Below are 24327 nucleotides of genomic sequence, written 5' to 3' on the forward strand. Positions count from 1 at the left end.
GTCAGAACCTGCCGCTAGCTCCATTGGCGGCATGGAAGGGCGCGCGCCGGTCGTACCAGGGGCGTGCCCGTTCAAGCGATGCCGCGAGTTCGATCAGCGTGGCCTCGCCGGCCGGCGGAGCGACAAGCTGGACACCAAGCGGCAGGCCCGAGCGGTCCATGCCGAGCGGCAGCGACAAGGCCGGCTGTCCCGAGACGTTGAACGGCATCATGTAGACCGTGTCCTCGCCCATCGCCGCGGCGTCATAGGCGTCGATGTCCTTGGACATGTCGTAATAGCCGAGCGGGCGTGTACCCTGCGGCAAGACCGGCAGCAGCACGACGTCGTAGCGCGAGGTCAGCGTGGCAATGTGGCGGGAATGCCGGCGCATCGCCTCGATGTCGCGGCTGTGCTGGATGGCGCTGGTCGCCCGACCGCGTTCGATCGTCGTCCAGATCGTCGTTGACATGTCGGACGGCTTGTTGGAAACGCCCCGCGCCCGGGCATGATCGTCGAACTGAGCCGCGGTCTGGACCCGGATCATCCCCGTATAGGCCCGCCACAAGCCTTCGAAATCATAGTCGAAATCGAAAGGCTCGACCTCGTGCCCGAGCGCGCCGCAGAGCCGCGCCGCATCGCAGACCGCCTCGTCGACGACTGCGCTGTTGGCATCGCCGCGTGGGTTGTTGAGGCTGAAGCCGATGCGCAGACGCCGGTTGACCGGAGCTGTGTTGTCGAGGAACGAGGGGCGCTCCCTGATGTAATAGGGCTCACCCGGATAGCCGCCCTGCAACGCGTCGAGCATGGCCGCGCTGTCGCGCACGGTCTTCGATACGCATGAGGACTGTCCGCCGCCGAACCAGAAGTCGGCCGCCTCGGGTCCCGGCGAAATCCGGCCGCGCGACGGCTTGAGACCGACGAGCCCGTTGATTGCTGCCGGCACGCGGGTGGAACCCGCGCCGTCGCCGGCGTCGGCCAGTGGAAGATATCCCGCCGCGACCGCCACTGCCGCCCCGCCGCTCGAACCGCCTGGCGTCCTGTCGAAGGCCCAGGGGTTTCGCGCCGGGCCATGCATCGGCGACTCTGTGGTCAGCGACCAGCCCCATTCCGGCGCGTTGGTCTTGCCGAGCAGGATGAATCCGGCGTTCTTGGTCCGCTGGGTGATCAGCGAATCCGACTGGGAAACAGTGCCGGCGAAGGACGAGATGCTGTTTGTCGAGGGAATGCCGGCCCATGAGGTATGCAGGTCCTTGGCCAGATAGGGCACGCCGGCAAAGGGTCCGGCGGGCGGCGCGGTCTCGGCAAGGGCGAGCGCCTGCTCGAAACAGCGGATGACGACGGCATTCAGCACCCCGTCGAGCGCTTCGATGCGGGCGATCGACGTTTCAACGAGTTCGCGGGAGCTGACCTCGCGGCGGCGCACCAGATCGGCAAGGCCGAGCGCGTCGTAGTCGTCGAACTCCTTGAACGGCCCGATAGGCGAGCGCGACATGGGCGTCTCCGTTCAGATGCCGAGCCCGCGCAGGAAGGCGCGGCTGTCGCGGATGACATCATCAGCCGGGATCTCCCAACCGAACAGGTGCGATTCATATTCGACCGAGGCGGAACCAGCGTAGCCAAGGCGCCTCAAGGTGTCGGTGACGGCCTTCAGGTCGACCTCGCCGGTGCCGAGCGGCACGCATTTGAAGTCGGGGTAGAGTCCGACCGAATCCTTGACGTGGAAGTTGCTGATGCGGTCGAACAGCAGTTCCGCCGCCCTGACCGGATCCTCGCCGCGGAGCTGGAAATGGGTCGGATCGAAAGCGACGCGGACATCGGAGCCGGGGATCGCCCGGAACAGGTCGAGATATTCGTCGGCCTTGGCGACGATGTGCATCGAGCAGCCCTCGATGCCGAACTTGACGCCTCGATCCCTGGCGTGGTCGCAAACCTCTTCCAGTGCCGCCGCCAGGTACTTTCGCGCCGTAGCTATGTCGATGCCGCCGAAGGCGCGACCGGTGAAGACCCAGACGACTGGAGCGCCGATGTCGCGCGCCAGGTCCACCGATGCCTTGAGATAGTCGATGCCGGCGCGGCGTTCCTCAGCGGTCTCCTTGGCGAGATGCAGGCAGGCGCTCAATGCCGAGATGCTCATGCCGGCATCCGATATGGCTCGGGCGACATCCGCTCGGCCGGCGGCATCGAGCGACGGCGTCACATGCGGCACGAAGCCGTTGCTCCACAGGTCGCCATTGAGCTCGACCGAGCTGTAGCCGGCCTGCGACAGCTTGCCCGCCAACTCAGTGACGGGCAGCTGGTGCAGGAAGGTGCTGTAGAAGCCGGCGCTGATCATGACCGGCCCGCCTTGGCATCGGAGCCGTGGCCCTCGAAATCGGGAAATGCGAAGGGCGCGTTGTCGGCCAAAGGCAGCGACACCCAGGCGCGGGCAATCTGCGAGCTGTAGGCGGCATGGACCAGCTCGGTGGCGCGGGCGCCGTCGAAGCCTGTGGCGCCGATACCGTCGCGGGTGCCGGAGAGGATTTCCTCGGCCATGCCGGCGAGCTGCTCGGCATAGGTGTCCCATTCGTTGCGCGGCGGCCAGATCGACAGCCAGCCATCCCAGGCATGGCGGTTCTGCTTGGAGCGCGCGGTCGGATAGACGGCCTTGCGGATCGGCTCCGGCAGCTCGTTCATCGGCACGGTGGTGTTGATGGCGAGCGGCACGTCGAAGAAGGGCGAGCCGGCATTGGTCCAGAACGACAGCGAGCCCTTGGTGCCGTAGAGTTCGGTGGCGTCGCCGAGCACCGGCGAATAGCGGTCGGCAATGAAGGAACCGCGCGCGCCCTTGTTGGTACGCACCATCAGATGGACGTTGTCGTCGACGACGGGCGGGATGACGCAATGGCTGACATCGGCCACGACCTCGGCATAGTCGTCGTCGAGCAGGTAACGCAGCATGTCGAAGCGGTGGATCAGGTTGTCGTTGGTGGTGGCGCCGCCCGACCGTTCGAGATCCCAGCGGAAGTTGCTGCCGTCGACCCAGTTGTCCCATTTCGCCGAGAACACCGTGCGGAAGGAAAACACCTCGCCGATCAGGCCGGCCTCGATGGCGAGCTTGGCCATGCGGATCTGGTTGAGGTAGCGCTGGTTGAAACCGGTCTTGAGCACGATCTTGTGCTCTTCGGCGATCCTGGCCATGGCGATCGCGTCGGGATAGGTGACGGCCAGCGGCTTCTCGCACAGCACATGCTTGCCGGCACGGGCGCAGGCCTCGAAGTCGCGGCGATGCAGGTTGTTGGGCGTCGCCATGATGACGATGTCGACGGACGGGTCGGCGAGCATCTTGTCCAGGCTGGTGTAGATGTTGGCGCCGCCATAGGCGTCGGCCAGCGTCCGGGCGCGCGCCTCATCGATGTCGCACACCGCGGCGAGCCTGGTCGAGGCACCAGCCGCCACGGCCGGCGCATGGCCGTCGTGGACAATATTTCCGGCCCCGTAGAGCCCCACTCCCAATTGACGTGACATGGCAGTTCTTCCGTTTTCTCTGGCCGCAGGCCGGCATTCCCGCTCGACAGGTCGAGCAAGCGCTTGCCGGTTCGGACCGGGTTTTCAGTTGAGGTTTGGCGCGGCGCTCAACGCGCCGCGATGACGGCGATTTCGACCAGGTTCTTCGGCCGCGCCAGCGGCGAGCCAACTGTTGCCCTCACCGGCGTATTGCCCTTGGCGACCCAGGCATCCCAGACGGCATTCATCTCCTCGAAGTTGGCGACGTCGGTGAGCCAGATGTTGGCCGACAGGATCTTCGACTTGTCGGTGCCGGCCTCAGTGAGATAGGTGTCGATCTTGTCGAGGATCTGCCGGGTCTGCTCGGCGACCGACGGCACCGGGTCGGTGGCCGTCTGGCCGGCGAGATAGACAGTGTCGCCGTGGATGACGATCTGCGACATGCGCTCGCCCTGGCGCAGCCGTTCAATCTTGCTCATGTGTTGCTCTCTTTCATTATGTGCCGGAAGTCGTTGGCTCCGGTGATCAGGAAGTTGTTGGCGTGCTCGTAGAGGAAGCGGCAGCCGCCGCGGACGAAGGCGGCGACCGTGTCGCGCGTCACCAGCGTGCCCGGCACCTTGCCTGCGGCGCGAATCCTTGCGGCGCAGTCGAGGACGAGCCGCTTGACGTCGGGATGATGGGTCTGGCCGTTCAGGCCCATCGAGTGCGACAGGTCGTTGGGGCCCATGAAGAACACGTCGACGCCTTCGACAGCGACGATGGCGTCGAGGTTGTCGACCGCTTCAAGGGACTCGATCATCGCCACCACCACGGTATCGCCATGGTTCTGCGGTCGGGCCCGGCGCACGGCCGCAACGATGCTGCGGGCGCTGTCGGCATCATCGACATGCGGCACGATCAGGCCGCCGGCGCCGGCATCGAGGTAACGCGTGAGCAGATGGTCGAGATTGGCTTCCGGCCGGACGATGGACTGCAGGCCGGCGGCACGCGCCGCGCGGCACATGTCCTGCACGGTCTGGATCGAGGCCGTGCCATGCTCGCAATCGATGAACACGCCGTCGACGCCGAGGCGGCCGAGAAACTCGGTCAGCGCCGGCGACGGATGGTCGGGATTGACGACGACGACGGGTTCGTCCCGCTGCAGACGCTGTTTGAACAGATTTACCATGATGCGCCCCTCAGCCGATGGCGATGGAAAAGACATGGCCGATGCCACGGGGAAGCGGATGCGCACGCCAGCTGTCGCCGGCATCGTCGCTCAGGAAAACGTGGCCGAACTTGTCCGAGCAGACGAGCCGCTTCGGGTCGGTCGGGTCGACAGCCATGGCAAAGACTGTGCTCTTCAGGGGCGCGCCGAGATCAAGGCGCTGGAAGCTCGCGCCGCCATCTGTAGAACGGAAGAAGTCGCCGAGGTCACCGTCGAAGTCGTTGCCGGCGCCGAGGTAGATCGTGTCAGCCGGGCCCTGGCCGAGGACGCGGCAATAGGAGCCCTTTTCGCGTAGCGCCGGCACCGGCAGCTTGTGCCAGCGGCAACCATTGTCACGGCTCTGGAAAGCGCCGACACGTGTCGTCACCGACACATTGCCCTCCGCATCAACAAGCACCGAGTGCAGGTCGACGGCATCCTCGACGACATAGAGCCCGTCGAGCGCCTGGCGCCAGCTGCGGCCGCCGTCGTCCGACATGATCAGGCCGCCGATCTCGATGCTGGCGTAGATCCTGTCGGCATTGGTGGGGTCGACTGCAATGCGGGTGATGCGCCTTGGCATGCCGGCCGTGATGTCGGGGTAGCCGACCGAGACGTCGAGGTTGCGCCAGCTGCGGCCATTGTCGGTCGACTTGAAGATCGCCGTCGGCTCGTAGCCGGCGAACAGCGTATCCGGCTCATGCGGATGACGGGTCAGCGACCACACCACGAACTCCGGCTTCGGCGCGTCGAGCCGGGACCAGCTGTCGCCATGGTCGGCGCTGTGGAAAATGCCGTCCTGCGTGGCGGCGAAAACTTCGCCCGGACGCCCGGGATCGGCGAGCAGTGCGAATGTCTGCGGTACTGCGGGAAAGCCTTTCTCGATCCGCTCCCAGACGCCGCCATCGCGGCTGCGCAGCAGGCCTGAACTCATGAAGCGGCCGGGATCGGTGTCGCCGGCGAGCCCGGCATAAAGGGTGATGGTCATTGTCGTGGTCGCAGCCTGGGTGAAAGGGGTCAGTAGCTTTCCGGGTCGGTCGAATAGTCGACGACGGGCGCGTCCTTGACACCGAAGGCCATGGCGAGCGCACGGATGCCGTTGTGCTCGTGCGCCGGCTTGATCGAGTGCCGCGCATTGGGCGGAATCTTGACCAGGTCTCCGGGGCCGATCTCGCGGGTCTCGTCCTCGATGGTCATCAGCGCCCGGCCGGAGAGCATGAAATAGAACTCGTAGGTGGGGTGGTGGTGGGTGTTGACCTCTCCGCCGGCGCGGATCTCGAACTCGCTGATCAGTTCGAGATGGCCGCCCAGCGTCTCGTCCCGCATCTCGCGCGGCGGCACCAGCCACCACACCGGCGTGGTGCCCTGGTGCTCGAGTGTCGGTCGCGTGAAATCGCTCGAGCGGATGTCCATCGGAGCGCTCCTTTAGCCGGCCAATGCTGATCTTTTTGTCTGGGCCTCAAGGCCCTGCGATGGACCGGACCTTACGAACGGCCCTCGGCGCTGGCCAGAAATGGGTTATCGCCAACTTTATTGATAAGCCGCAGCGCGCTCGGGCGAACGTCGAAAGCGGTCAGCCGAGCCTCCGATTTCCCTGCGCCGCAGCCCTTTCGATGGCGCTTCGTCCTCGACGCATGAATTCTGGTGTGTCATTCTCATGTTTCTTTGGCGCTTTTCTTGATTAAAGAAGTCAACAATGTTAGAGGCCCGGCAAGATACCTGCCTTTGAGTCATTTGCGTGCGATCGGAGACCGCGGACATGAGAAGCATCTGGGGCATCACAAGCACCGGGACGGCTTTCGGGTCGCAAGCTCAGTATCGGTCCGGACGCATCATGGCAGCGGCGCTGTGCATCACTCTGAGCGCGGGCGCGGCTTTCGCCCAGCAGACCGCGCCGACTGAGGTGGAGCCCACAGCACCCGCAACGAGCGCTCCAACGGCTCCGGCAAATCCGACGGCAGCCGTCGCCACGCCGACCGCCCAGCCAGCAGCGCAGGCAGCGCCCGGCGACGCTCCCAATGCGGCCGCCCCCGCAGCCGAAGCAACGCAGCCACGTATCAACGCCCTGCCGCAGCCAGGCACCAACGTCGCACCACAACCGGACCAGGCTGCCCGTGAGCCGACAGTCGCACCGGCGGCCACGGCGCCCGCAACCGGGCAGCCTGCTGCGTCCGCGCCGATCGACACGACCGTCGGTGCACCTGCCGGCACGGACGTTCCCAAGAGCCTGTTGCCGCACGACCTCTCGCCCTGGGGCATGTTCATGGCCGCCGACTGGGTGGTCAAAGGCGTGATGATCGGCCTTGCCTTCGCCTCGCTGATCACCTGGACCGTGTGGCTGGCCAAATCACTCGAGATCGCCGCCAGCAAGGCGCGGCTGAAAAAGGCGCTGCGCGGTATCCTGCACGCCCGCAGGCTCGCCGACGCCTCGCAGGCGCTCGGCGAACGCGCCGGCATCGGCGGCGTACTTGTTCGCGCCGCCGTCGACGAGCTCGAGATGTCGGGCCACGAATTCGGCCATGCCGACGCCTCCGGTATCAAGGAGCGCGTCGAGTCCAGGCTGATGCGCATTCAGGCGCAGGCCGGCCGCCGCCTCAGCCGCGGCACCGGCGTGCTCGCCACGATCGGCTCGACGGCACCCTTCGTCGGCCTGTTCGGCACCGTTTGGGGCATCATGAACTCGTTCATCGGCATCTCGGAATCGCAGACGACCAACCTCGCTGTCGTCGCTCCCGGCATCGCCGAAGCGCTTCTCGCAACCGCCGTCGGCCTGATCGCCGCCATTCCGGCGGTGGTGATCTACAACGTCTTCGCACGTTCGATCACCGGTTACCGCCAGGGCCTGGCCGACGCCGCAGCAGGCGTGCAGCGCCTGGTCAGCCGCGATCTCGATCGCCAGCCACAGCGCAGTGAGCGCTTGCCGGCCAATGAAGCCATGCGCGGCAACGGGCGTGGCGCGCCCGCCGTCGCTGTCTAGGAGTCGGGACCATGGCCGGCGGCATCAGACAATCCGTTGACGAGGACGATCTCCAGGAAAACCACGAGATCAACGTGACGCCGTTCATCGACGTCATGCTGGTGCTCTTGATCATCTTCATGGTGGCAGCACCACTGGCCACCGTCGACGTCAATGTCGACCTACCGGCCTCGACCGCGACCGCCACGCCGCGCCCGGAAGAACCGCTCTATGTGACGCTGAAGGAAGACCTCAGCATCTCGATCGGCCAGGACGCGGTTGCCCGCACCGCCTTCCAGCAGCAGCTCGATACCGCCGCCAAGGCCGACAAGGAAACCCGCATCTTCCTGCGCGCCGACCGCGGCGTCGACTATGGCGAGCTGATGGAAGTGATGAACCTGATGCGCGGCGCGGGCTACCTCAAGATAGCGCTCGTCGGGCTGGAGCAGGTGCAGGCCACTCCGCCTGCGGTCAGCGAGGGGCAGGTGCAATGAGTGCTGCAACGCATGACCAGTTCAGCTTCGGCGGCATCAGCCGCAGCGAGGCGTTGCTGTGGTCGACGGCGGCGGCCGTCATCCTCTCCGTCCACATGGCCGGCGCCTGGTATCTCAACCAGCAACCGCCAATGATGATGGAAGACATGCAGGCGCAGTCCGCCGTGATGATCGACCTCGCGCCGATGGCAATGGCCCCGGAAGCCGTTGAGCAGGACGCGACCGACATGGTCGACAGTGCGGCGGCCGAAAACGTCGAGGAAATGACCGAGACCATTCCGCCCGATCCAGTCGAGCCGGTGACCGAGCCGGTCGAGCAGGTCGCGGAGCTGACGCCGGAGCCTCTGGAAGAAGTCACCGAGGCCGAGCCGATCGAGGACGTGATCCCCGACCTCGTCGAGGCACCGCTGCCCGAAGTGGCGATGGCGATCCCCGAACCGCGTCCCGAGATCAAGAAGCCGAAGCCGGTGGAAAAGCCGGTGCGCGAAAAGAAGCCGGTGCAGAAGAAGCCCGAGCCGATCAAGGAAGCCAAGATCGAGAAGAAGCCGTCGCAGCAGAGCGCCGCGGCGAAGAAGTCGGCGCAGAACTCCGACAGCGTGCGCGCGCCCGCACCCGGCCAGGGCGGCGGCAAGGCAATGTCGCCGGCGCGCTGGCAGTCGCGCGTCTTCGCCCATCTGAACAGGCACAAGCCGCGCAACGTGCGCAACCGGGGCGTTGCCGCAGTTCAGTTTTCGTTCAATTCCGGCGGCGACGTGCTGTCGGTCAAACTTATCAATTCGTCTGGCGACCCGGCCCTCGACGAAGCTGCGGTCAGCCTGGTGCGCCGGTCCTCGCCGATCCCGGCGCCGCCGCCGGCGGTGCCGTCAGTGATCGTTGTCCCGATCGACTTCAAGCGCTGACGGGCGCCTCCCTGTCAGGTGCAGTCCCTCATCGAAACGCCTCGTGGTTCACGTCCGGCCGCCATGGTCGGCTGGCGATCGCTTTGCGCCTGCAAGCATCGTGTGTTGTTTCTGCTACACCCGTAAGACTTTCTTGCTGCGACAATTCATGCGGGCCGCGATGCGACTGCCGCCGTTAGTTCAGCAGAATCAAACACTAAATATGATAAAAATAGGAAGGTTTTAACCCGCAACCCCGGCAGTGCCGTGTTTTTCCCTAAGGTGTTGGGGTTGCAGGCACTTTTTTGATGGCCTATCGAACGTCCGTCGCGGCCGCCCCCCAGGCATGCGCGATCGGAACTGGTGCAAACAAGAGTGAAAAAATGACACTCACCAGGCTGATGACCAGCTTTGCGACGTTGCGTCCGCGCATCGAGGCGCTGACGCGTGGCCGCGTCGGTTGCAGCGCGACCGCCGAGGACATCGTTCAGGACACGTGGATCAGGCTGTCCAACGTCCGTCATGACGACGCCATCGACAATCACGCCGCCTTCACCATGCAGGCGGCGAAGAATGCTGCCATCGGGCACTTCCGCAAACAGCAGCGGCGCAACGAGATCGACGCCGAGGTCAATGAGCTTCTGTCGGCGTCGGTCGACGAGATCTCGCCCGAACGCATCGTCATGGGTCGCGACATGCTGCGCGCCGTCGACAAGGCATTGCAGACGATGCCGGAGAGAAGCCGGCGCATCTTCCTGATGAACCGGGTCAACGGCGTCTCGCACCGCGAGATCGCCCGCCAGCTCGGCATCAGCGACGAGGCCGTCTATTACCATATCCGCCGGGTGGTCGAACGCCTGGCCGAACTGCGCGACAGCAACGGCTGACCTGTTCCAAGATTTATTTTGCCGTGACGCTTAGGCGTGGTGCCATCTCGCGTGTCTATGATAGCAAGATGGTTAGTGTGCCCGAACGGATGGGCACGTACTGCGTGTGGCGATGGGCAAAGGGCAACAACGATCCGAGATCGACCGTAGCGTCGCACTGGATGCGCGCGACTGGATCGTTCGACTAAGCGCCGGCAATGTCAGCCGGCAGGATCTCGACCGATTCAACGCCTGGCGGGCCCAGTCGCCGGCGCATGCGCGGGCCTTCGCCCGCGAAAAGGAATTCTGGCAGCTGCTGCAGAACGTGGATGGCAGCGACCTGGATACCGCTCCCGTTGCCGCGCCGAAACAGCCTCAGATCTTCAGCCGGCGCACGTTTCTGGTTGGAGGCGCGCTGGCCGCCTCTGCGGCGGCTGTCGTTGCCCCGCGCGTCCTGACCTGGATGCGGTCGGACTTCGCCACCGGTGCTGGCGTACAGGCAACCGCCACCCTGCCCGACGGGTCGACGATGCTGCTCAACACCAACAGCGCCGTCGACGTCGATTTCCAGCCGGGTCTGCGGCTGGTGAACCTGCTCTCGGGCGAGGTGGAATTCTCGGTCAGGCCCGATACCCGCGCACCGTTCCGTGTCGCGGCCCTCGGCGGCAACAGCGATGCCGTCGAAGGCACCTATGCTGTTCGTTCCATTGCAGACGAAGTGACGGTCACGGCATCGGCAGGACGCATTTCCGTCTCGGGCGGCGCCAAGGCCGATGCGGCCAACACCGTGTCGCTCGCCCCCGGCCAACGGACGCGCTACCTCACGGGCAAGGCGCCGCTCGCAGTTGCCGACGTCAATCTCGAGAGCGAACTCGCCTGGCGTGGCGGCCGCGTGGTATTCGAGGGCAAGCCCTTCGGCAGTGCCATCGGCGAGCTTGGCCGCTACGTGCCCGAACGCCTCGTGATCGCTACGCACACCCATGATGCGAGCCCTGTCAGCGCCGTGTTCCTGACGCGCGACGCCCATGACGCGATCGAGGCCCTGGCCCAGACGCAAGGGATGTCGGTGCATCGGGTTCCGGGCGTCGTCATCGTCATCTCCTGAGCCCGACGAAGTCGATCCAACTTATTTCAGAAAAATCGCAACTGGCTCTTTAGGCAGTTGGCCCGTTCGCGCGTCACACCATCGAGGGCGCGCGGTGGATGCGTGCGCCAGACCTTTGGGGACCAGCACGATGGGCAACAGCAACATGGATCTTGGCAGCAGGGCGTCGGGGCGCCTGCTGGCACGGCTTCTTGTGGGCACGGCGCTTGGCGCCGGTATGCTGACGGCTGGCACGGCAATGAGTGTTGCCCATGCACAATCGGCGACGCGCGCGCAGAGCATCAGCCTGCCGGCACAGTCGCTCGGCCAGTCGTTGAGGCAGCTGGCGGCTCAGACCGGCCTGCAGATCGCCTTCGGAACCGCTGACATCGGCGGGGCAGCCGCCCCTGCCGTCTCGGGTAACTTTTCGCCGGAACAGGCGCTGCAGCGCCTGCTCGCGGGCAGTGGCCTCAACTACCGCTTTACCGGGCCCAATACGGTTTCGGTCCAGTCGGCCTCCGCCAGCGCGGCTACAGGCGGGCTTAGCGTCTCGGCCAATGGCGCGGTGGTTCTCGACACCATCGACGTGACCACGCTGGGCTCCGGCGGCAGCGTCAACAATGTGCAGATCACAGCCGAGGATCTGGCGCAGAAGGCGCCTGCCGATCTGCAGGAAGTGTTCGCCAACGAACCCAAGGTCGCCGTCGGCGGCTCGACCACCACATCGCAGAAGGTCTACGTCCAGGGCATCGAGGAAAACAACCTTGCCGTGACCGTCGATGGCGCGCGCCAGAACAACAAGGTCTTCCACCACAACGCGACCAACCTGATCGACCCTTCGCTGCTGAAAGCCGTCAGCGTCGACGCCGGCGTGGCTCCGGCGGATGCCGGCCCCGGCGCGCTCGGCGGCTCGATCGCTTACGAGACCAAAGACGCGCGCGACCTGCTCGAGCCGGGCAAAAGCCTCGGCGGCCTGGTCACCGGCACCTACGACTTCAACAGCAAGACCTCGACTGTCGGTCTCGCCGCATATGGCATGAAGGACGGCTTCGAGTTCCTCGGCTATCTGAACTTTGCCAAGGGCGACAACTACACCGCCGGCGACGGCAGCATCGTCGACGGCACCAGCGCCAACCTTTTGAGCGGCCTCGGCAAAGTCGCCTACCAGGCCGAAAGCGGCCACCGCTTCGAGCTCAGCCACGAACAGTCGCGCGACGATGCGCCGAGGCCGTTCCGCGCCAATATGAGAGAACTGGTTCCCAATCCGAAGCCTTGGGAGCCGCTGATCCGCGACTACAAGCTCGATCGCCGCAGCACAGTCTTCACCTACACCGACGAGTCCCCCGAGGGATGGTGGGACCCCAAGGTGGTGATCGCCTATACCAGCAGCAAGGTGGAAACGACCGTCTATCCGAAGCCTGCAGTTTCCGCGCCATACACCGCAATCGGTCTGACCGAGAGCTTCAACGGCAAGGCGGAAAACCGCTTCGCGCTCGACATCGGCAGCATCACCGCCGGCTTCGACTTCTACAAGGACACCGCCGATCTCGAAGACAAGTTCGAACCGGCAACCGAGCACGCCAGCAATGTCGGCATCTATGCTCAGGCTCGTCTCGAGCCATGGGAGCGGACGCGGCTGTCATTCGGCGCACGCGGCGACAACCAGTGGTTCGAGGGAACGACGGGACAGGAATGGACCAATGCCGGTCTGAGCGGCAACATCTCGGGCGAATATGACCTCGTTCCCGAATTCCTCACTGCCAAGGCCGGATATTCGCATGTCTGGGCCGGCGTGCCGCTGGCCGAGAACTTCATCTTCAATCCGAACTGGAACTATGGCGCCGGCCCGAAGCCGGTGACATCGGACAATCTGACGGCCGGCCTTCTCGCGACCTATGAAGGTTTCACTCTGGAAGGCAGCATCTTCCGCACCGACATCTACGATGCCCGCACCGCCCGCTACCAGGTGCCGCGAGGCATCGAGACCCATGACGTGCGTTCCCAGGGCTTCACCATCGCCGGCGGCTACGACTGGGGTGCGGGCAATGTCAGCGTCAAATACGCCAATATCGACGTCACCATTGACGGCAAGCCTGCCGATTCCGACCTCGGCACCTACCTGGTAACGCCGGTCGGCCAGATCATCACGCTCTCGGCGGTGCACCGTTTCGACGACTGGGGCGTCAAGCTCGGCGGCGATGTCGAGATCGCGCTCAAGGACGATGTTTTCAAGGGGCACGAGGTCGTCAACATCTTCGCCGAGTACCAGCCGGAGTCGAACCCGAACCTGACCTTCCGCGGTGAGGTGAAGAACCTGTTCGACGAGAACTATGCCGGCCGGGCCACATATGGACAGGAGTTCGTCACCGTGAAGCCGTTGCTGGAGCCGGGCCGATCATTCCGGCTGAGCGCGACGGCCAAGTTCTGACCCTGATGGCCACGGGCGTTGTCCGTGGCCATTTCAACCGAAGCACGGACGGAGAGAGCATGTTTCAATCGACGGGACGGTTCGAGACCGAGCACGGCGTGAAGTATCTGACCCAGCTGTGCAAGCATTTTGCCCACAAGGTCGAGGTGAGCCATGGCGGCGGACATGGCGAATGCCACTTCCCGTTCGGCCATGCCGTCATGAATGCCGATGCCACCGCCCTGACCATCGAGGTGGATGCGCCCGACGCCGAACAGTTGGCGCGGACCAAGGCCGTCATCGACGACCACCTCGTCCGCTTCGCCTTCCGCGAGCCGGAACGCAGCATCGCGTGGAGTGCCTGAGGCGCCAGGCAGCGCCTACGTTCCCGAGAAAATCCGTCAGATACCTAGCTGCTGCAAGGGACTCTATCGGTCAAACCATGTGGTGACGACAGATGAAGCTCACGCAGCGGCAGGTTGCCGAACACGCGACGTTCCAGAATTTCGCCAACTGCTATGTCCGCGAAATCTCGCCCGGCAGGGTGACCCAACACAGGGTCGGACCAGAAGACCCGATCAACTGCATCGAACTGGTTCTGGCAGCACAGCAGCTGGTGCTGCGCGCCGAGCTTCGGTCGCACTCGCTCTGCGGCCCGCACCGCTTCGGACAGGTCTGGCAGCGCCGGGCGACGGAAGGCGGCTGGCGCAATGTCGAGCCCTTCGCCGCACTCCAGCTTTTGTTGCAGGAGGCCTACAGGCAGCTGCATGACGAGCGCGGCGATGCGATGCGCGGCTGCGAACTCGAACTGCTCGGGCGGGCGCTGCAGAGCTACCAGCAGACGCTGCGCTACATCGAGGCGCATCGCGTCGACGAAGACGACGACAGCTTCATCGCAGCCGAACAGTCGCTGGTGTTCGGCCATTCGCTGCACCCGACGCCGAAGAGCCGGCAAGGCATGAGCTGGTGGCAGGAGCCGAGCTACGCGCCTGAGCTGCGCGGCAATTTCCAGCTTGTCTATTTCGCCGTCGATGCGTCCCTCGTCAGCCACAAGTCGGCCGCCAGGCAATCGGCACCCGAGATCGTCGCGTCGCTTGCAGGCCAGGACGAGATCGAGACCCGGCGTGGTGAGATGCTGCTGCCGATGCATCCGCTGCAGGGCGAAGCGCTCTTGCTCGACGACGGGATCCGCGACCTGCAGGCATCGGGCAAGCTGCGCCTCGTCGGTCCGGCCGGCCCGGCATTCACCGCTACGTCCTCCGTACGCACGGTCTACAACCAGGACCTGCCGTGGATGCTGAAATTCTCGCTGCCAGTGCGAATCACCAACTCGCTCAGGGTCAACAGCCGCAAGGAGCTGGAGGCCGGCGTCGCCATGGCCAAGCTCGTGCAGCGGGCAGGCATCGGCGGCGACGACGGCCGCTTCAGAATCATTTCCGATCCGGCCTACATCACGCTCGACCTGCCCGGTCGCTCCGAAAGCGGCTTCGAGGTAATCCTGCGCGAGAATCCGTACTTCGCCTGCAAGGGGCGCGGCAAGATCACCATCGCAGCACTCACGGCCGAACCTTTGCCAGGCGAACAGTCGCGGCTCGAACGCATCATCCGCAGGCTCTGCCTCAGGGACGGCACACATCAGGAGCTTGTCTGCCAGTACTGGTTCCAGCGCTATCTCGACTGCGCGCTCGACCCGCTGGTCTGCCTCTATGACGATTTCGGCCTGGCGCTCGAAGCGCACCAGCAGAACAGCCTGATCGACATCAGCCAGGGCTATCCGAGCACGGGTTATTATCGCGACAATCAAGGCTTCTACCTGTCGAAACGCTATCGCGCCTGCCTCAGCCAGCATGTACCGGAGGCGGCGGAGATCGCCTCGCTCTATTACGACGACCGCGATATCCAGGACCGCTTCGCCTACTATCTGATCGTCAACCAGATCTTCTCGGTCATCGCCCGCATGGGACATGACGGCCTGATCGACGAGGAGGTTCTGCTGCACATGCTGCGGGACCGGCTGGAGGTGCTGTCACGAACGACATCGGGCGTCGGCCGCGAATTCGTCCGCAGCGTGCTCGACCGTCCGACGTTAGCGTTCAAGGCCAATCTGATGACGCGGCTGTTCGACGTCGACGAGTTGCAGACCAGCAACGAGCGCTCGCTCTACGCCCGCCAGCCCAATCCACTCTTCGCCGCGATCGCGGGCCTCTATCACGGAGATGGCAGTGCCCTTGCCTCTTGACCTGCCCGGCCGTCCGGACGAGCGCGTGGCCAGGCAGTTGGTCGAGGCAGCGCTGTATGAAGGGCTGTTCGACACGCTGGTTGCCGGCGACGGCACGCAGCTCACCTTCACCTGGTCGCAAGGCGCCAAGCGGTTTCGCTGCGATGGCGCGAAGGGCGCGTTCGGCCGCATCCGCCTTTCGGCGGGCTCGATCGAGAGCGAGAGCCGTGATGGGGCGTGGCAAGCAGCAACGCTCGACGAGCTGGTCGCGAGCCTGCCGGCCTCAGTGGAGGACAAGCGCCGGCTGCTGGGCGAACTGTACAGCACGGTGGCGCATTGCAGCTGGAACGACCGCAATTTGCAGCAAGAGTCGCGCCGCGACCTCGGCTTCGCCGCGCTCGAAAGCGCGCTGCATGAGGGCCATGCCTACCACCCGTGCTTCAAGGCGCGGACGGGGTTCAGCGAAAGCGATCACCGCGATTTCGGCCCCGAAGCCGGCAACAGCTTCCAACTCGCCTGGCTGCTGGTCAAGCGCAGCAAGGTAAGCCAGCGCCTGCCGGCGGACGAAGCCGCGTTCTGGATCGCCGAGCTTGGCAAGAATGTCTTCGCCCAGCTCGACCGCGAGCGTGTCAACCTTGGCCTTGCCTGGGACGACTACGGCCTGCTGCCGCTGCACCCATGGCAATGGCAGTCGCTGCGGGACACGCTGCTTTCGCCATGGTTTGCGGACGGAACCGCGCATTTCGCTGGCATTGCCGGCGACCGCTACACGGCGAGCCAGTCAATCCGAACGCTGCTCAACGCAGACCGGCCCGAAGCGGCCAACGTCAAGCTGTCGATGAACATGAGCAACTCGTCGTCGCTGCGAACGATCGCGCCGCATTCAGTGTGCACGGCACCAGTGATCTCGCGCTGGCTCGGCGACATCGTTGCCAGCGATCCGCTGTTCGAGACGGCATATCCGCTTGTCGTGCTCGACGAATATGCCGGCATGATCGCCGACCGCGATGGGCCGCTGGCTGGACAGCTTGCGGCGATATGGCGACGCAGCGTCACCTCGGTTCTGGCCGACGGCGAACAGGCGGTGCCGTTCAACGCTTTGATGGCTGTCGAGCATGACGGACGCCCGTTCATCGACGCGTGGGTGCGCCGCCATGGCTTCCGCAACTGGCTGGGACAATTGCTTGAAGTCGCCATCCTGCCGGTCTGGCACCTGCTTGTCGGGCATGGCATCGCCACCGAGGCGCATGGCCAGAACATGGTGCTTATCCACCGCAACGGCTGGCCGGGGCGGCTGGTGCTGCGCGACTTCCACGACAGCGTCGAATATGTGCCCGGATTCCTCAGCCAGCCGGACAAGGTGCCCGATTTCCTGGCCCTCGATCCGGCCTATCGGGACGCGCTGCCCGACCAGTACTACTGGATGGAGGATGTCGAGACACTCGGCGAACTGGTGACGGACGCGCTGTTCGTCTTCAATCTCGCCGAGGTCTCGCACCTTTTGCAGACATTCTACGGCCTGCGCGAAGCCGACTTCTGGACAGCCATCAGGCGGATGCTGACCGACTATGCTGCCACCCACGGGCTTGGCGCGCGCCAGGACCAGCTCGCGCTCTGGCGGCCGACATTGACGGCTGAAGCCCTGCTCGCCCGCAAGCTGAACACCGGCCGTTCGAGCCACGCCGTTCCCAACCCCCTCTCCACCCCCGACACCTGAAGGAAAATCGATGTTCCAGATCGACGACAGGTACTATGACCGACAGAAGTTCGAGCAGATGTTGGCGCAGAGCGCCGACCGGGCCGGACTTGACCCGAACGGGCGCTATGCCGTCTGTTTCAGCGACACGGTGGCCTGGCTGGCGCTGTTCTTCGCCATCCGCAACATCGGCGCCAGCGTCTTCCCGATCCATCCGGCAACGCCGCATGCCGCGGCACGCCGCCTGGCCGTCGCGGCGGGCTGCCACGCGCTCTATTTCAACAGCCTCGACGCCGAGACGCTGTCGAGCGAAACCGTGCCCGGCGCCACCGGTCAGCTCCTGCAGATGAGCTCGGGCACGACGGGCGCGCCGAAATGCATCGCCCGCGGCTGGGCCGAGATCGACGCCGAGGTGGCAAGCTATGTCACGACCTTCCGCAAGCCGGAAGACATGACGCCCGTCATCGCTTGCCCGACGACGCATTCCTACGGGCTGATCTGCGGTATTCTCGTCGCCCTGAAGCGCGGCCGCACACCCGTCATCGTCGATGCCGGCAATCCGAAATACCTGCTCAGGACCCTGCGCGGTATCGAGCGGCCATTGCTCTATTCGTCGCCGGCGGTGCTGCACACGCTGGCCCGGCTGATGCCCGAGGGCGAGAAGCTCCATGCGGCGATGACCTCGGGCACGGTGCTGCCTGAGCCGTGGTTCGCCCGCATCCGGGCACGGACGACGTATCTGTTCCAGCAATATGGCTGCTCGGAAACCGGCTGCATCGCCGTCAATCCAGATGTCACCGACGCCGCCGACATGGGCTTCGTGCTGCCCCATCACGCGGTCAGATGCAGCAACAGCGCGGTTGCGCCATCCGAAATTGTCGTCAGCGGCCCGAATGGCGCCGTCGCTACCCGCGACCTCGGCTACTACAGGCCTGATGGCATGCTGGTGTTTGTCTCCCGGCTCGACGACACGATCAATGTCTCCGGCCTCAACGTCTATCCGCGCGAGGTCGAGGACGTGGTGATGTCTATGCCCGCCATCACCGACGCCGTCGCTTTCCGCAAGGCCGATACGCTGGCCGGCGAGCGGGTCGGCCTGCTGTTCAGCGCCACCGAGCGGCTGGAGGGGCCCGTCGTGCGGCAATGGTGCGCCCAGAACCTCGCCAGCCACCAGTTGCCGATGGAGATCGTCCAGGTCGACGCGATACCACGCCAGGCCAACGGCAAGATCAGCCGGCGCGAAGTGGCGGCACAGCATGCCGCCGGCCAGTTCACGGCAGTGGCGAGGGAGGTCGCGTGATGAACACCGAACAGGTGATCGAAGCGATCGGCACAGTGCTACACGATCACATGAAGCACGCCCATGTCGACCGTTTCGGACCCGATGCACGGCTCAACGAGGACCTCTATCTCGACTCGGTGCTGATTCTCGAGATCTTCCTCAGCCTGGAGCTCGAGTTCGGCCTGTCCGCGCCGGAGGAAGCAATCAACCGCCAGGACATCGAGACGGTACGCGAGTTGGCGCAGCTGTTCACCGGCGAGGCGAGTGTCGCTGCAGAGCGCTCCGCGCCGGCCGGTGAAGGCGTGCATGGCGAGGACTATATCGACATCAAGGTGCATTGCTTCGTCAGCAGCGTTTGCGACGCGCTGAAGCGCTCCGGCATCGACCAGCGGCCATTCTATTTCAGCGTCTGGGACGCCGGCTTCGCCATCAACGAGCGCTGGCAGCTCGCCTATCACGACAAGTCGATCAACCACGATTTCTTCCACGCCTGGTACCAGCGGCTCTACGGCGTCGGCATGCATTGTTGGTACGACCCGGCACGGTCGAAGGACCAGAACATCGTCGTCATGCTCGACCTGCTCGAGCGCAAACGCGACAGCGAATATCTGATGGTGATGCTGGACCTGTTCCACCTGCCGGAGCGGGAGAACAAGTTCAACCAGAACCCCTTCCCGCATTATCTGATGATCGAGAAGACCGACGATCCGAAGATCTGGCAGGTCAACGATCCCGACTTCCGCTGGGAAGGTCAGATCGCCCGCGACAAGGTCATCCACGCGATCCGCCAGCCGACCGTCGGCGGCGGCTACATCTTCGACCGGCTGGAGGCGCACGTCCCCGCCGCATCCGACCTGCGCGACTTCTTCCTCGCCTGCTACCAGCCTGACCACAATCCGCTGGTCGACGGCGTGCGCCGCATCGTTTCCGCTCATCTCGAAGGCCGGGATGGTGTGAAGCTCGCCGATCTCGGCGCGGCACTGCGCGAGGTGCCGGTCATCTCGATCCGCAAATATGCCTATGAGCACGGCTTCGCCTTCTTCTGGCGCGAGATGAAGCTGGCCAATGCCGATTTCGACCACTGGTGCGACGAGATCGAGCGCGTGATCCAGGACTTCAAGGCCCTGCACTACGCCGTCATGAAGCTGGCCCAGACCGAAGACCGCAGCCTGGTCGACGACGTCCTGCGCCGGCTCGACACGCTGGACGGGTTCGAACGGCGGATCAAGGCTAGGCTCGGCGAGGCCTTCCAGGCCTGGTGCGCCAGCAAAGGCATCCCCCACATAACCCCCACCGAACTGCTCGGAGCAGCCGAATGAAGATCTCGCTCTGCACCATCACCTTTCGCCATCACCTCCTGTCGCTGGAAGACATCGCCAGATGGGCGCGCGCCAACGACTTCCAGGGCATCGAGCTTTGGGGGGCGCATGCCCGCAACCTGGCCTACCAGCCACATTGCGAGGCTGACTGGCTGGCAGAGCAAGGGCTTTATGTGCCGATGGTCAGCGACTACCTGCCGCTCGACGGCGATGCCGAAGTGTTGCGCAACAAGACCATCGACCTGTGCCGTCTCGCCCGGCACTGGCGGGCCGGCAAGATCCGCACTTTCGCCGGCAGCCGCGGCAGCCGCGACACGCCGGTCGACGCCAGGCGCATCATCACGGCGCGGCTGCGCGAGATTTCCGAGATCGCCGCGGACTTCGAGCTGGACCTCCTGGCCGAGACGCATCCCGGCACGCTGGCCGACTGCGGCGCCTCGACGCTCAGGCTCGTTGCGGAGGTCGACCATCCCGCGTTCAAGCTCAATTTCGATACGCTGCATGTCTGGGAAGGCGGCGACGACCCGGTTGCCGCCCATGCCGCGATGCGCCCGCATATCCGCCACTACCATCTCAAGAACGTACGCTCGCGCGCCGACCTCCGGGTGTTCGAGCCGGCAAACGTCTATGCCGCGGCCGGAAGCCGCGAAGGCATGACGCCGCTGTTCGACGGCAAGGTCGACTACCGGCGTTTCCTCGCCGAGCTTCGCTGCGACCCCGATGTCGAGGCTTCGCTCGAATGGTTCGGCAATGATTGCTTCAACGTGCTGCGCAGCGACCGGCAAGCAATAAAGCGCTTGAAGGGCCGCGACGAAGTCTTGCTGCGCACCGGCAGCTTCTGATATGCACCAAAGAAGAGTATATTGCGAAGGTTTTAAGCAACCGACGCAAATCGACGAGGACGGAGACAAAAGATGAAGATTGTTCGGCTGCTGGCCAATCTTGCGGCGGCACTGGCTATAGCCACGGCACCCGCCTTCGCCGTCGAGATCACCACCGCGACCGGCCCCAAGACCATCGACAAGGTTCCGGCCAAGGTCGCCGTCTTTGACATCGCCGCGATCGACACGCTGAACCGCCTCGGCATCCAGCCGGCCGGCATTCCCGACAAGCTGTTCGTGCCGGAACTCGCAGACGTCGCCAAGGGCGCCACCGTCGTCGGCACACTGTTCGAACCGAACCTCGAAGCGCTGAATGAACTTGCCCCCGACCTGGTGATCGTCGGCGGCCGCTCCTCGACGCAGGTCGAGGCAACGTCGCGTGTTGCCCCGACCATCGACATGACCATGGATGGCGACGACCTCGTAGCCCAGGCCAAGACGCGCCTCGCCGCCTATGGCGAACTGTTCGCCAAGCAGGACGAAGCCGCCGCCGCCGCCAAGGAACTGGACGCCGCCGTCGAAGCCGCAAGGCAGGCGGTCAAGGGGAAGGGCAAGGCGCTGATCCTGATGACCAACGGCCCCAAGATCACTGCCTACGGTCCCGGTTCGCGCTTCGGCTGGGTGCATACGACGCTCGACCTCGAGCCGGCCGTTGCCGACGTCGAAGCGGCGACGCATGGCGAAGCGATCTCGTTCGAATTCATCAGCAAGGCCAATCCCGACTGGCTGCTGGTACTCGACCGCGCAGCTGCCATCGGCTCGGGCGATCAAGGTGCCAAGGCGACGCTCGACAACGAACTGGTGGCGCAGACGACCGCGTGGAAAAAGGGCCAGGTGATCTTCCTGCCGTCGCCCGACGTCTACATCGCCGCCGGTGGCGTGCAGTCGACGCAGCGCGTGCTCAAGACCATCGAACAAGCCTTCACCAAGGCGAAGTAATGTCAGCGGCAATGCCCAGTACGCGGCTGGTGGTCGCCACCAGCCTCGTGGGGCTGTTCGCGCTCAGCCTCGGCATCGGCGTCGACGACCTGCCCATGGGCAGCGTGCTCACCGATGCCGGCGCCTTGCAGCTTCTGCTGGTCAGCCGCCTGCCGAGAACGGTGGCCGTGGTGCTGACGGGTGCTGGCCTGGCGATTGCCGGCCTGGTGCTGCAGGTCCTGGTGCGCAACCGGTTCGTCGAGCCGATCACCACGGGCACCGGCCAAAGTGCCGCCCTTGGTGTGCTGGCAGTGACGTTGCTTTTTCCGACCGCCTCGATCGCCATGAAGACGCTTGGCGCCAGCGTGACCGCGCTTGCCGGAACATCGATTTTCCTCACCATCGCGCATCGGCTGCCGCCGACGCAGCCGTTCCTCATCCCGCTGTTCGGCCTCGTCTATGGCGGGGTCATCGGGGCGGCAGTGACCTTCATCGCCTGGCAGACCGATCTGCTGCAATATGTCGATATCTGGACCAACGGCGAATTCTCCGGCGTGCTGCGCGGCCGCTATGAACTGCTGTGGATTCTTGCCGGCATGGTGGCGCTGGCATGGTGGGTCGCCGATCGGCTGACGATCGCCTCGATGGGTCGAGAGGTCAGCGTCGGTCTCGGACTCGACTACCAGCGCATCGTCCAACTCGGCCTGGTCATGGTGGCGGTGATCTCGTCGCTGGCCGTCGTCGTCGTCGGCATGATCCCGTTTGTCGGACTGGTGGTGCCCAATCTCGTGTCCCGCCTGATGGGCGACAATTTGAAAAGCGCCCTGCCCTGGGTGGCGATGACAGGTGCGGTGCTGCTGCTCGCCTGCGATATCATCGGACGCGTCATCCGCTATCCCTACGAAATCCCTGTCGGCACCGTGCTCGGGGTCGTCGGTTCGGGCTTGTTCCTGTGGATCCTGTTCGGGCGGACCCAGCGTGCCTGACAAACGTCTCCTGATACTGGCGGCCCTGGCCCTGGTCGTGGCAATCGCCTTCATGACCGTCGGATTGCGTGGCAATGTCGGCTTCGCGCTCGAACTGCGCGCGGTGCGGCTGGTGACGCTGATCCAGGTCGGCGTGGCCATCGCGATCTCGACCGTAGTGTTCCAGACGGTGACGGCGAACAGGGTGCTGACGCCGCAGATCATGGGGCTCGATGCGCTCTATTTGTTTGGTCAGATGGCGCTTGTGCTGACGCTCGGCAGCGTTGGCTACGTCGCGCTCGACCCGCGCCTGAAATTCGCCGGCGAAGCCGGCCTGATGATGGTCATGGCGCTGTTGCTGTTTTTGCCGATGCTGCGCCGGCGTTTCGACGTCGGGTTGTTGCTGTTGACTGGCGTGGTACTCGGCGTGCTGTTCCGCAGCCTTGCCATGCTGATCGCGCGGCTGATCGACCCGAACGAATTCGCCGTCGTCCAGGGGTCGAGCTTCGCCGATTTCAATACCGTACGGCCAGACCTCGTCATCGTCGGCCTTATGGTGACAACCATTGCGGCCGTCATCATCTGGCGCCTGCGTCATACGCTCGACATCGTTGCCCTTGGCGCTGACAGCGCCACCGGACTCGGCGTCGACTGGTCCAAGGCGCTGGCCGGTCTGCTGCTGCTGGTGGCGGCGCTGGTTGCGGTATCAACGGCTTTGGTCGGGCCGGTGACGTTCTTCGGGCTCCTGGTCGTGGCGCTCGCCGAGCGCATCGTCAACAGCCGGCGCCACCGCCTGCTGCTGCCGGCGGCGATGCTGACGGCAATCATCGTTCTGCTCGGCGGCCAGATGATGCTGCAGCACGTGCTGGGCGGTGCTGCGACGCTCGGCGTCGTCATCGAATTCGTGGGGGGCCTGGTGTTCCTGGTTATGCTGATCACAACGAGCAAACGATGATCGAGATCAACAACGTTTCGCTCCGCCTCGGCGACACGCAGATCCTGCAGGATGTATCGCTGACCATGCCGAAGGGCGGGGTGACGGCGCTCGTCGGGCCGAACGGCGCCGGCAAGTCGAGCCTCTTGTCGCTGATCGCCCGGCTGCAGCCGCTGCAGAGCGGGTCCATATCGGTCGACGGCCTGCCGGTGGACACGACACCTAGCCGCAGGCTGGCCAAGACCCTCGCCATCCTGCGCCAGGACCCGGCGGTGGCAAGCCGGCTCAAGGTGCGCGAACTTGTCGGCTTCGGCCGCTTTCCGCACCAGCGTGGCCGCATCGATGCAAACGACCTGAAGCTGATCGAGGCAGCGCTCCAGCAGTTCGGCCTGACGGACCTCGCCGACCGCTTCCTCGACAATCTTTCAGGCGGCCAGCGCCAGCGCGCCATGGTCGCCATGGCCTTCTGCCAGGGCACCGACTACATGCTGCTCGACGAGCCGCTGAACAATCTCGACATGTTGTCTGCCCGCCAGTTGATGCGTGACCTGCGCACGGCAGCGGACAGCGACAGGCGCACAGTCATCGTGGTGCTGCACGACATCAACCACGCCGCCGTCTATGCCGACAGGATCGTGGCGATGAAGGACGGGCGCATTATCGCCGACGGACCGCCGGCGGCGGTGTTGCGGCCGGACGTGCTCGCCCAGGTTTTCGGCTACGACATGAACGTCATCGACGTCGGTGGCGCGCCGCTGGTGCTGCATCACCGCTGACGGCA

General features: G+C 64.9%; 23 protein-coding genes. 16 read left to right on the top strand and 7 right to left on the bottom strand.

The genetic code is table 11. The features are described 5' to 3' along the window. Position 1: 1 nt before the first annotated feature. The 7 genes from DY201_RS00740 to DY201_RS00770 form a co-directional block, all read right to left on the bottom strand. Positions 2–1471: an amidase gene (locus tag DY201_RS00740; protein ID WP_115729510.1), complete on the bottom strand. Its 1470-nt coding sequence runs from the start codon at positions 1469–1471 to the stop codon at positions 2–4. 12 nt (positions 1472–1483) lie between these two features. Continuing rightward, on the bottom strand, positions 1484–2311 hold the full coding sequence (locus tag DY201_RS00745; protein WP_165915967.1) for a sugar phosphate isomerase/epimerase family protein: 828 nt from the start codon (positions 2309–2311) through the stop codon (positions 1484–1486). After that, a complete protein-coding gene (locus DY201_RS00750) occupies positions 2308–3483 on the bottom strand; it encodes a Gfo/Idh/MocA family protein (protein ID WP_115729513.1) in 1176 nt (391 codons plus the stop codon). Before DY201_RS00750 ends, DY201_RS00745 begins: the two co-directional genes overlap by 4 nt. Before the next feature lie 107 nt (positions 3484–3590). Then, positions 3591–3941 carry a RidA family protein gene (locus tag DY201_RS00755; RefSeq protein WP_115729515.1) on the bottom strand — a complete coding sequence of 117 codons (351 nt, stop codon included), beginning with the start codon at positions 3939–3941 and terminating at the stop codon, positions 3591–3593. After that, the gene (locus DY201_RS00760; protein WP_165915968.1) at positions 3938–4630 is read right to left on the bottom strand and encodes an HpcH/HpaI aldolase family protein; all 693 of its coding nucleotides are present in this window, start codon (positions 4628–4630) and stop codon (positions 3938–3940) included. The genes DY201_RS00755 and DY201_RS00760 overlap by 4 nt, the downstream gene beginning before the upstream one ends. 10 nt (positions 4631–4640) lie before the next feature. Then, the gene (locus DY201_RS00765) at positions 4641–5636 is read right to left on the bottom strand and encodes a sialidase family protein (protein WP_115729518.1); all 996 of its coding nucleotides are present in this window, start codon (positions 5634–5636) and stop codon (positions 4641–4643) included. A 29-nt stretch (positions 5637–5665) separates the two neighbouring features. Then, the gene (locus DY201_RS00770) at positions 5666–6061 is read right to left on the bottom strand and encodes a cupin domain-containing protein (protein WP_115729520.1); all 396 of its coding nucleotides are present in this window, start codon (positions 6059–6061) and stop codon (positions 5666–5668) included. Positions 6062–6482: 421 nt separating this feature from the next. On the opposite strand from DY201_RS00770, the gene exbB reads away from it, so the two are divergent. From exbB to DY201_RS00845, 16 genes are all read left to right on the top strand, one after another. Further along, complete coding sequence (gene exbB / locus DY201_RS00775) at positions 6483–7625, top strand: tonB-system energizer ExbB (RefSeq protein WP_115729522.1); 1143 nt, start codon at positions 6483–6485, stop codon at positions 7623–7625. Between the two features lie 11 nt (positions 7626–7636). Beyond that, positions 7637–8098, top strand: a complete 462-nt coding sequence (gene exbD, locus DY201_RS00780; protein WP_115729524.1) for a TonB system transport protein ExbD — start codon at positions 7637–7639, stop codon at positions 8096–8098. Continuing rightward, complete coding sequence (locus tag DY201_RS00785; RefSeq protein WP_115729525.1) at positions 8095–8997, top strand: TonB family protein; 903 nt, start codon at positions 8095–8097, stop codon at positions 8995–8997. The genes exbD and DY201_RS00785 overlap by 4 nt, the downstream gene beginning before the upstream one ends. 362 nt (positions 8998–9359) lie before the next feature. Then, a complete protein-coding gene (locus tag DY201_RS00790) occupies positions 9360–9863 on the top strand; it encodes an RNA polymerase sigma factor (RefSeq protein ID WP_165915969.1) in 504 nt (167 codons plus the stop codon). Between the two features lie 112 nt (positions 9864–9975). Beyond that, on the top strand, positions 9976–10947 hold the full coding sequence (locus tag DY201_RS00795; protein ID WP_115729529.1) for a FecR family protein: 972 nt from the start codon (positions 9976–9978) through the stop codon (positions 10945–10947). A 130-nt stretch (positions 10948–11077) separates the two neighbouring features. Next, the gene (locus DY201_RS00800) at positions 11078–13354 is read left to right on the top strand and encodes a TonB-dependent receptor (protein WP_115729531.1); all 2277 of its coding nucleotides are present in this window, start codon (positions 11078–11080) and stop codon (positions 13352–13354) included. 59 nt (positions 13355–13413) lie between these two features. Beyond that, a complete protein-coding gene (locus tag DY201_RS00805) occupies positions 13414–13698 on the top strand; it encodes a DUF2218 domain-containing protein (RefSeq protein WP_115729533.1) in 285 nt (94 codons plus the stop codon). Between the two features lie 92 nt (positions 13699–13790). Continuing rightward, positions 13791–15572: an IucA/IucC family protein gene (locus tag DY201_RS00810; protein ID WP_115729535.1), complete on the top strand. Its 1782-nt coding sequence runs from the start codon at positions 13791–13793 to the stop codon at positions 15570–15572. Then, positions 15556–17268: an IucA/IucC family protein gene (locus DY201_RS28875; RefSeq protein WP_165915970.1), complete on the top strand. Its 1713-nt coding sequence runs from the start codon at positions 15556–15558 to the stop codon at positions 17266–17268. Before DY201_RS00810 ends, DY201_RS28875 begins: the two co-directional genes overlap by 17 nt. A 10-nt stretch (positions 17269–17278) precedes the next feature. After that, the gene (locus DY201_RS28880) at positions 17279–18547 is read left to right on the top strand and encodes an AMP-binding protein (RefSeq protein WP_165915971.1); all 1269 of its coding nucleotides are present in this window, start codon (positions 17279–17281) and stop codon (positions 18545–18547) included. Further along, the gene (locus DY201_RS00820; protein ID WP_115729537.1) at positions 18547–19848 is read left to right on the top strand and encodes a DUF6005 family protein; all 1302 of its coding nucleotides are present in this window, start codon (positions 18547–18549) and stop codon (positions 19846–19848) included. Before DY201_RS28880 ends, DY201_RS00820 begins: the two co-directional genes overlap by 1 nt. Next, the gene (locus tag DY201_RS00825) at positions 19845–20690 is read left to right on the top strand and encodes a sugar phosphate isomerase/epimerase family protein (RefSeq protein ID WP_115729538.1); all 846 of its coding nucleotides are present in this window, start codon (positions 19845–19847) and stop codon (positions 20688–20690) included. Before DY201_RS00820 ends, DY201_RS00825 begins: the two co-directional genes overlap by 4 nt. A gap of 72 nt (positions 20691–20762) precedes the next feature. Further along, positions 20763–21668, top strand: a complete 906-nt coding sequence (locus DY201_RS00830) for a siderophore ABC transporter substrate-binding protein (protein WP_115729540.1) — start codon at positions 20763–20765, stop codon at positions 21666–21668. Beyond that, positions 21668–22633 carry an ABC transporter permease gene (locus tag DY201_RS00835; protein ID WP_115729542.1) on the top strand — a complete coding sequence of 322 codons (966 nt, stop codon included), beginning with the start codon at positions 21668–21670 and terminating at the stop codon, positions 22631–22633. The genes DY201_RS00830 and DY201_RS00835 overlap by 1 nt, the downstream gene beginning before the upstream one ends. Further along, positions 22626–23567, top strand: coding sequence for an iron chelate uptake ABC transporter family permease subunit (locus DY201_RS00840; protein WP_245431858.1), 942 nt, complete (start codon positions 22626–22628; stop codon positions 23565–23567). The genes DY201_RS00835 and DY201_RS00840 overlap by 8 nt, the downstream gene beginning before the upstream one ends. After that, complete coding sequence (locus DY201_RS00845; protein ID WP_115729544.1) at positions 23564–24322, top strand: iron ABC transporter ATP-binding protein; 759 nt, start codon at positions 23564–23566, stop codon at positions 24320–24322. The genes DY201_RS00840 and DY201_RS00845 overlap by 4 nt, the downstream gene beginning before the upstream one ends. The last annotated feature ends 5 nt before the right edge of the window (positions 24323–24327 follow it).

Origin of the sequence: Aminobacter aminovorans (assembly GCF_900445235.1) — a bacterium.
Classification (GTDB): Bacteria; Pseudomonadota; Alphaproteobacteria; order Rhizobiales; family Rhizobiaceae; genus Aminobacter; species Aminobacter aminovorans.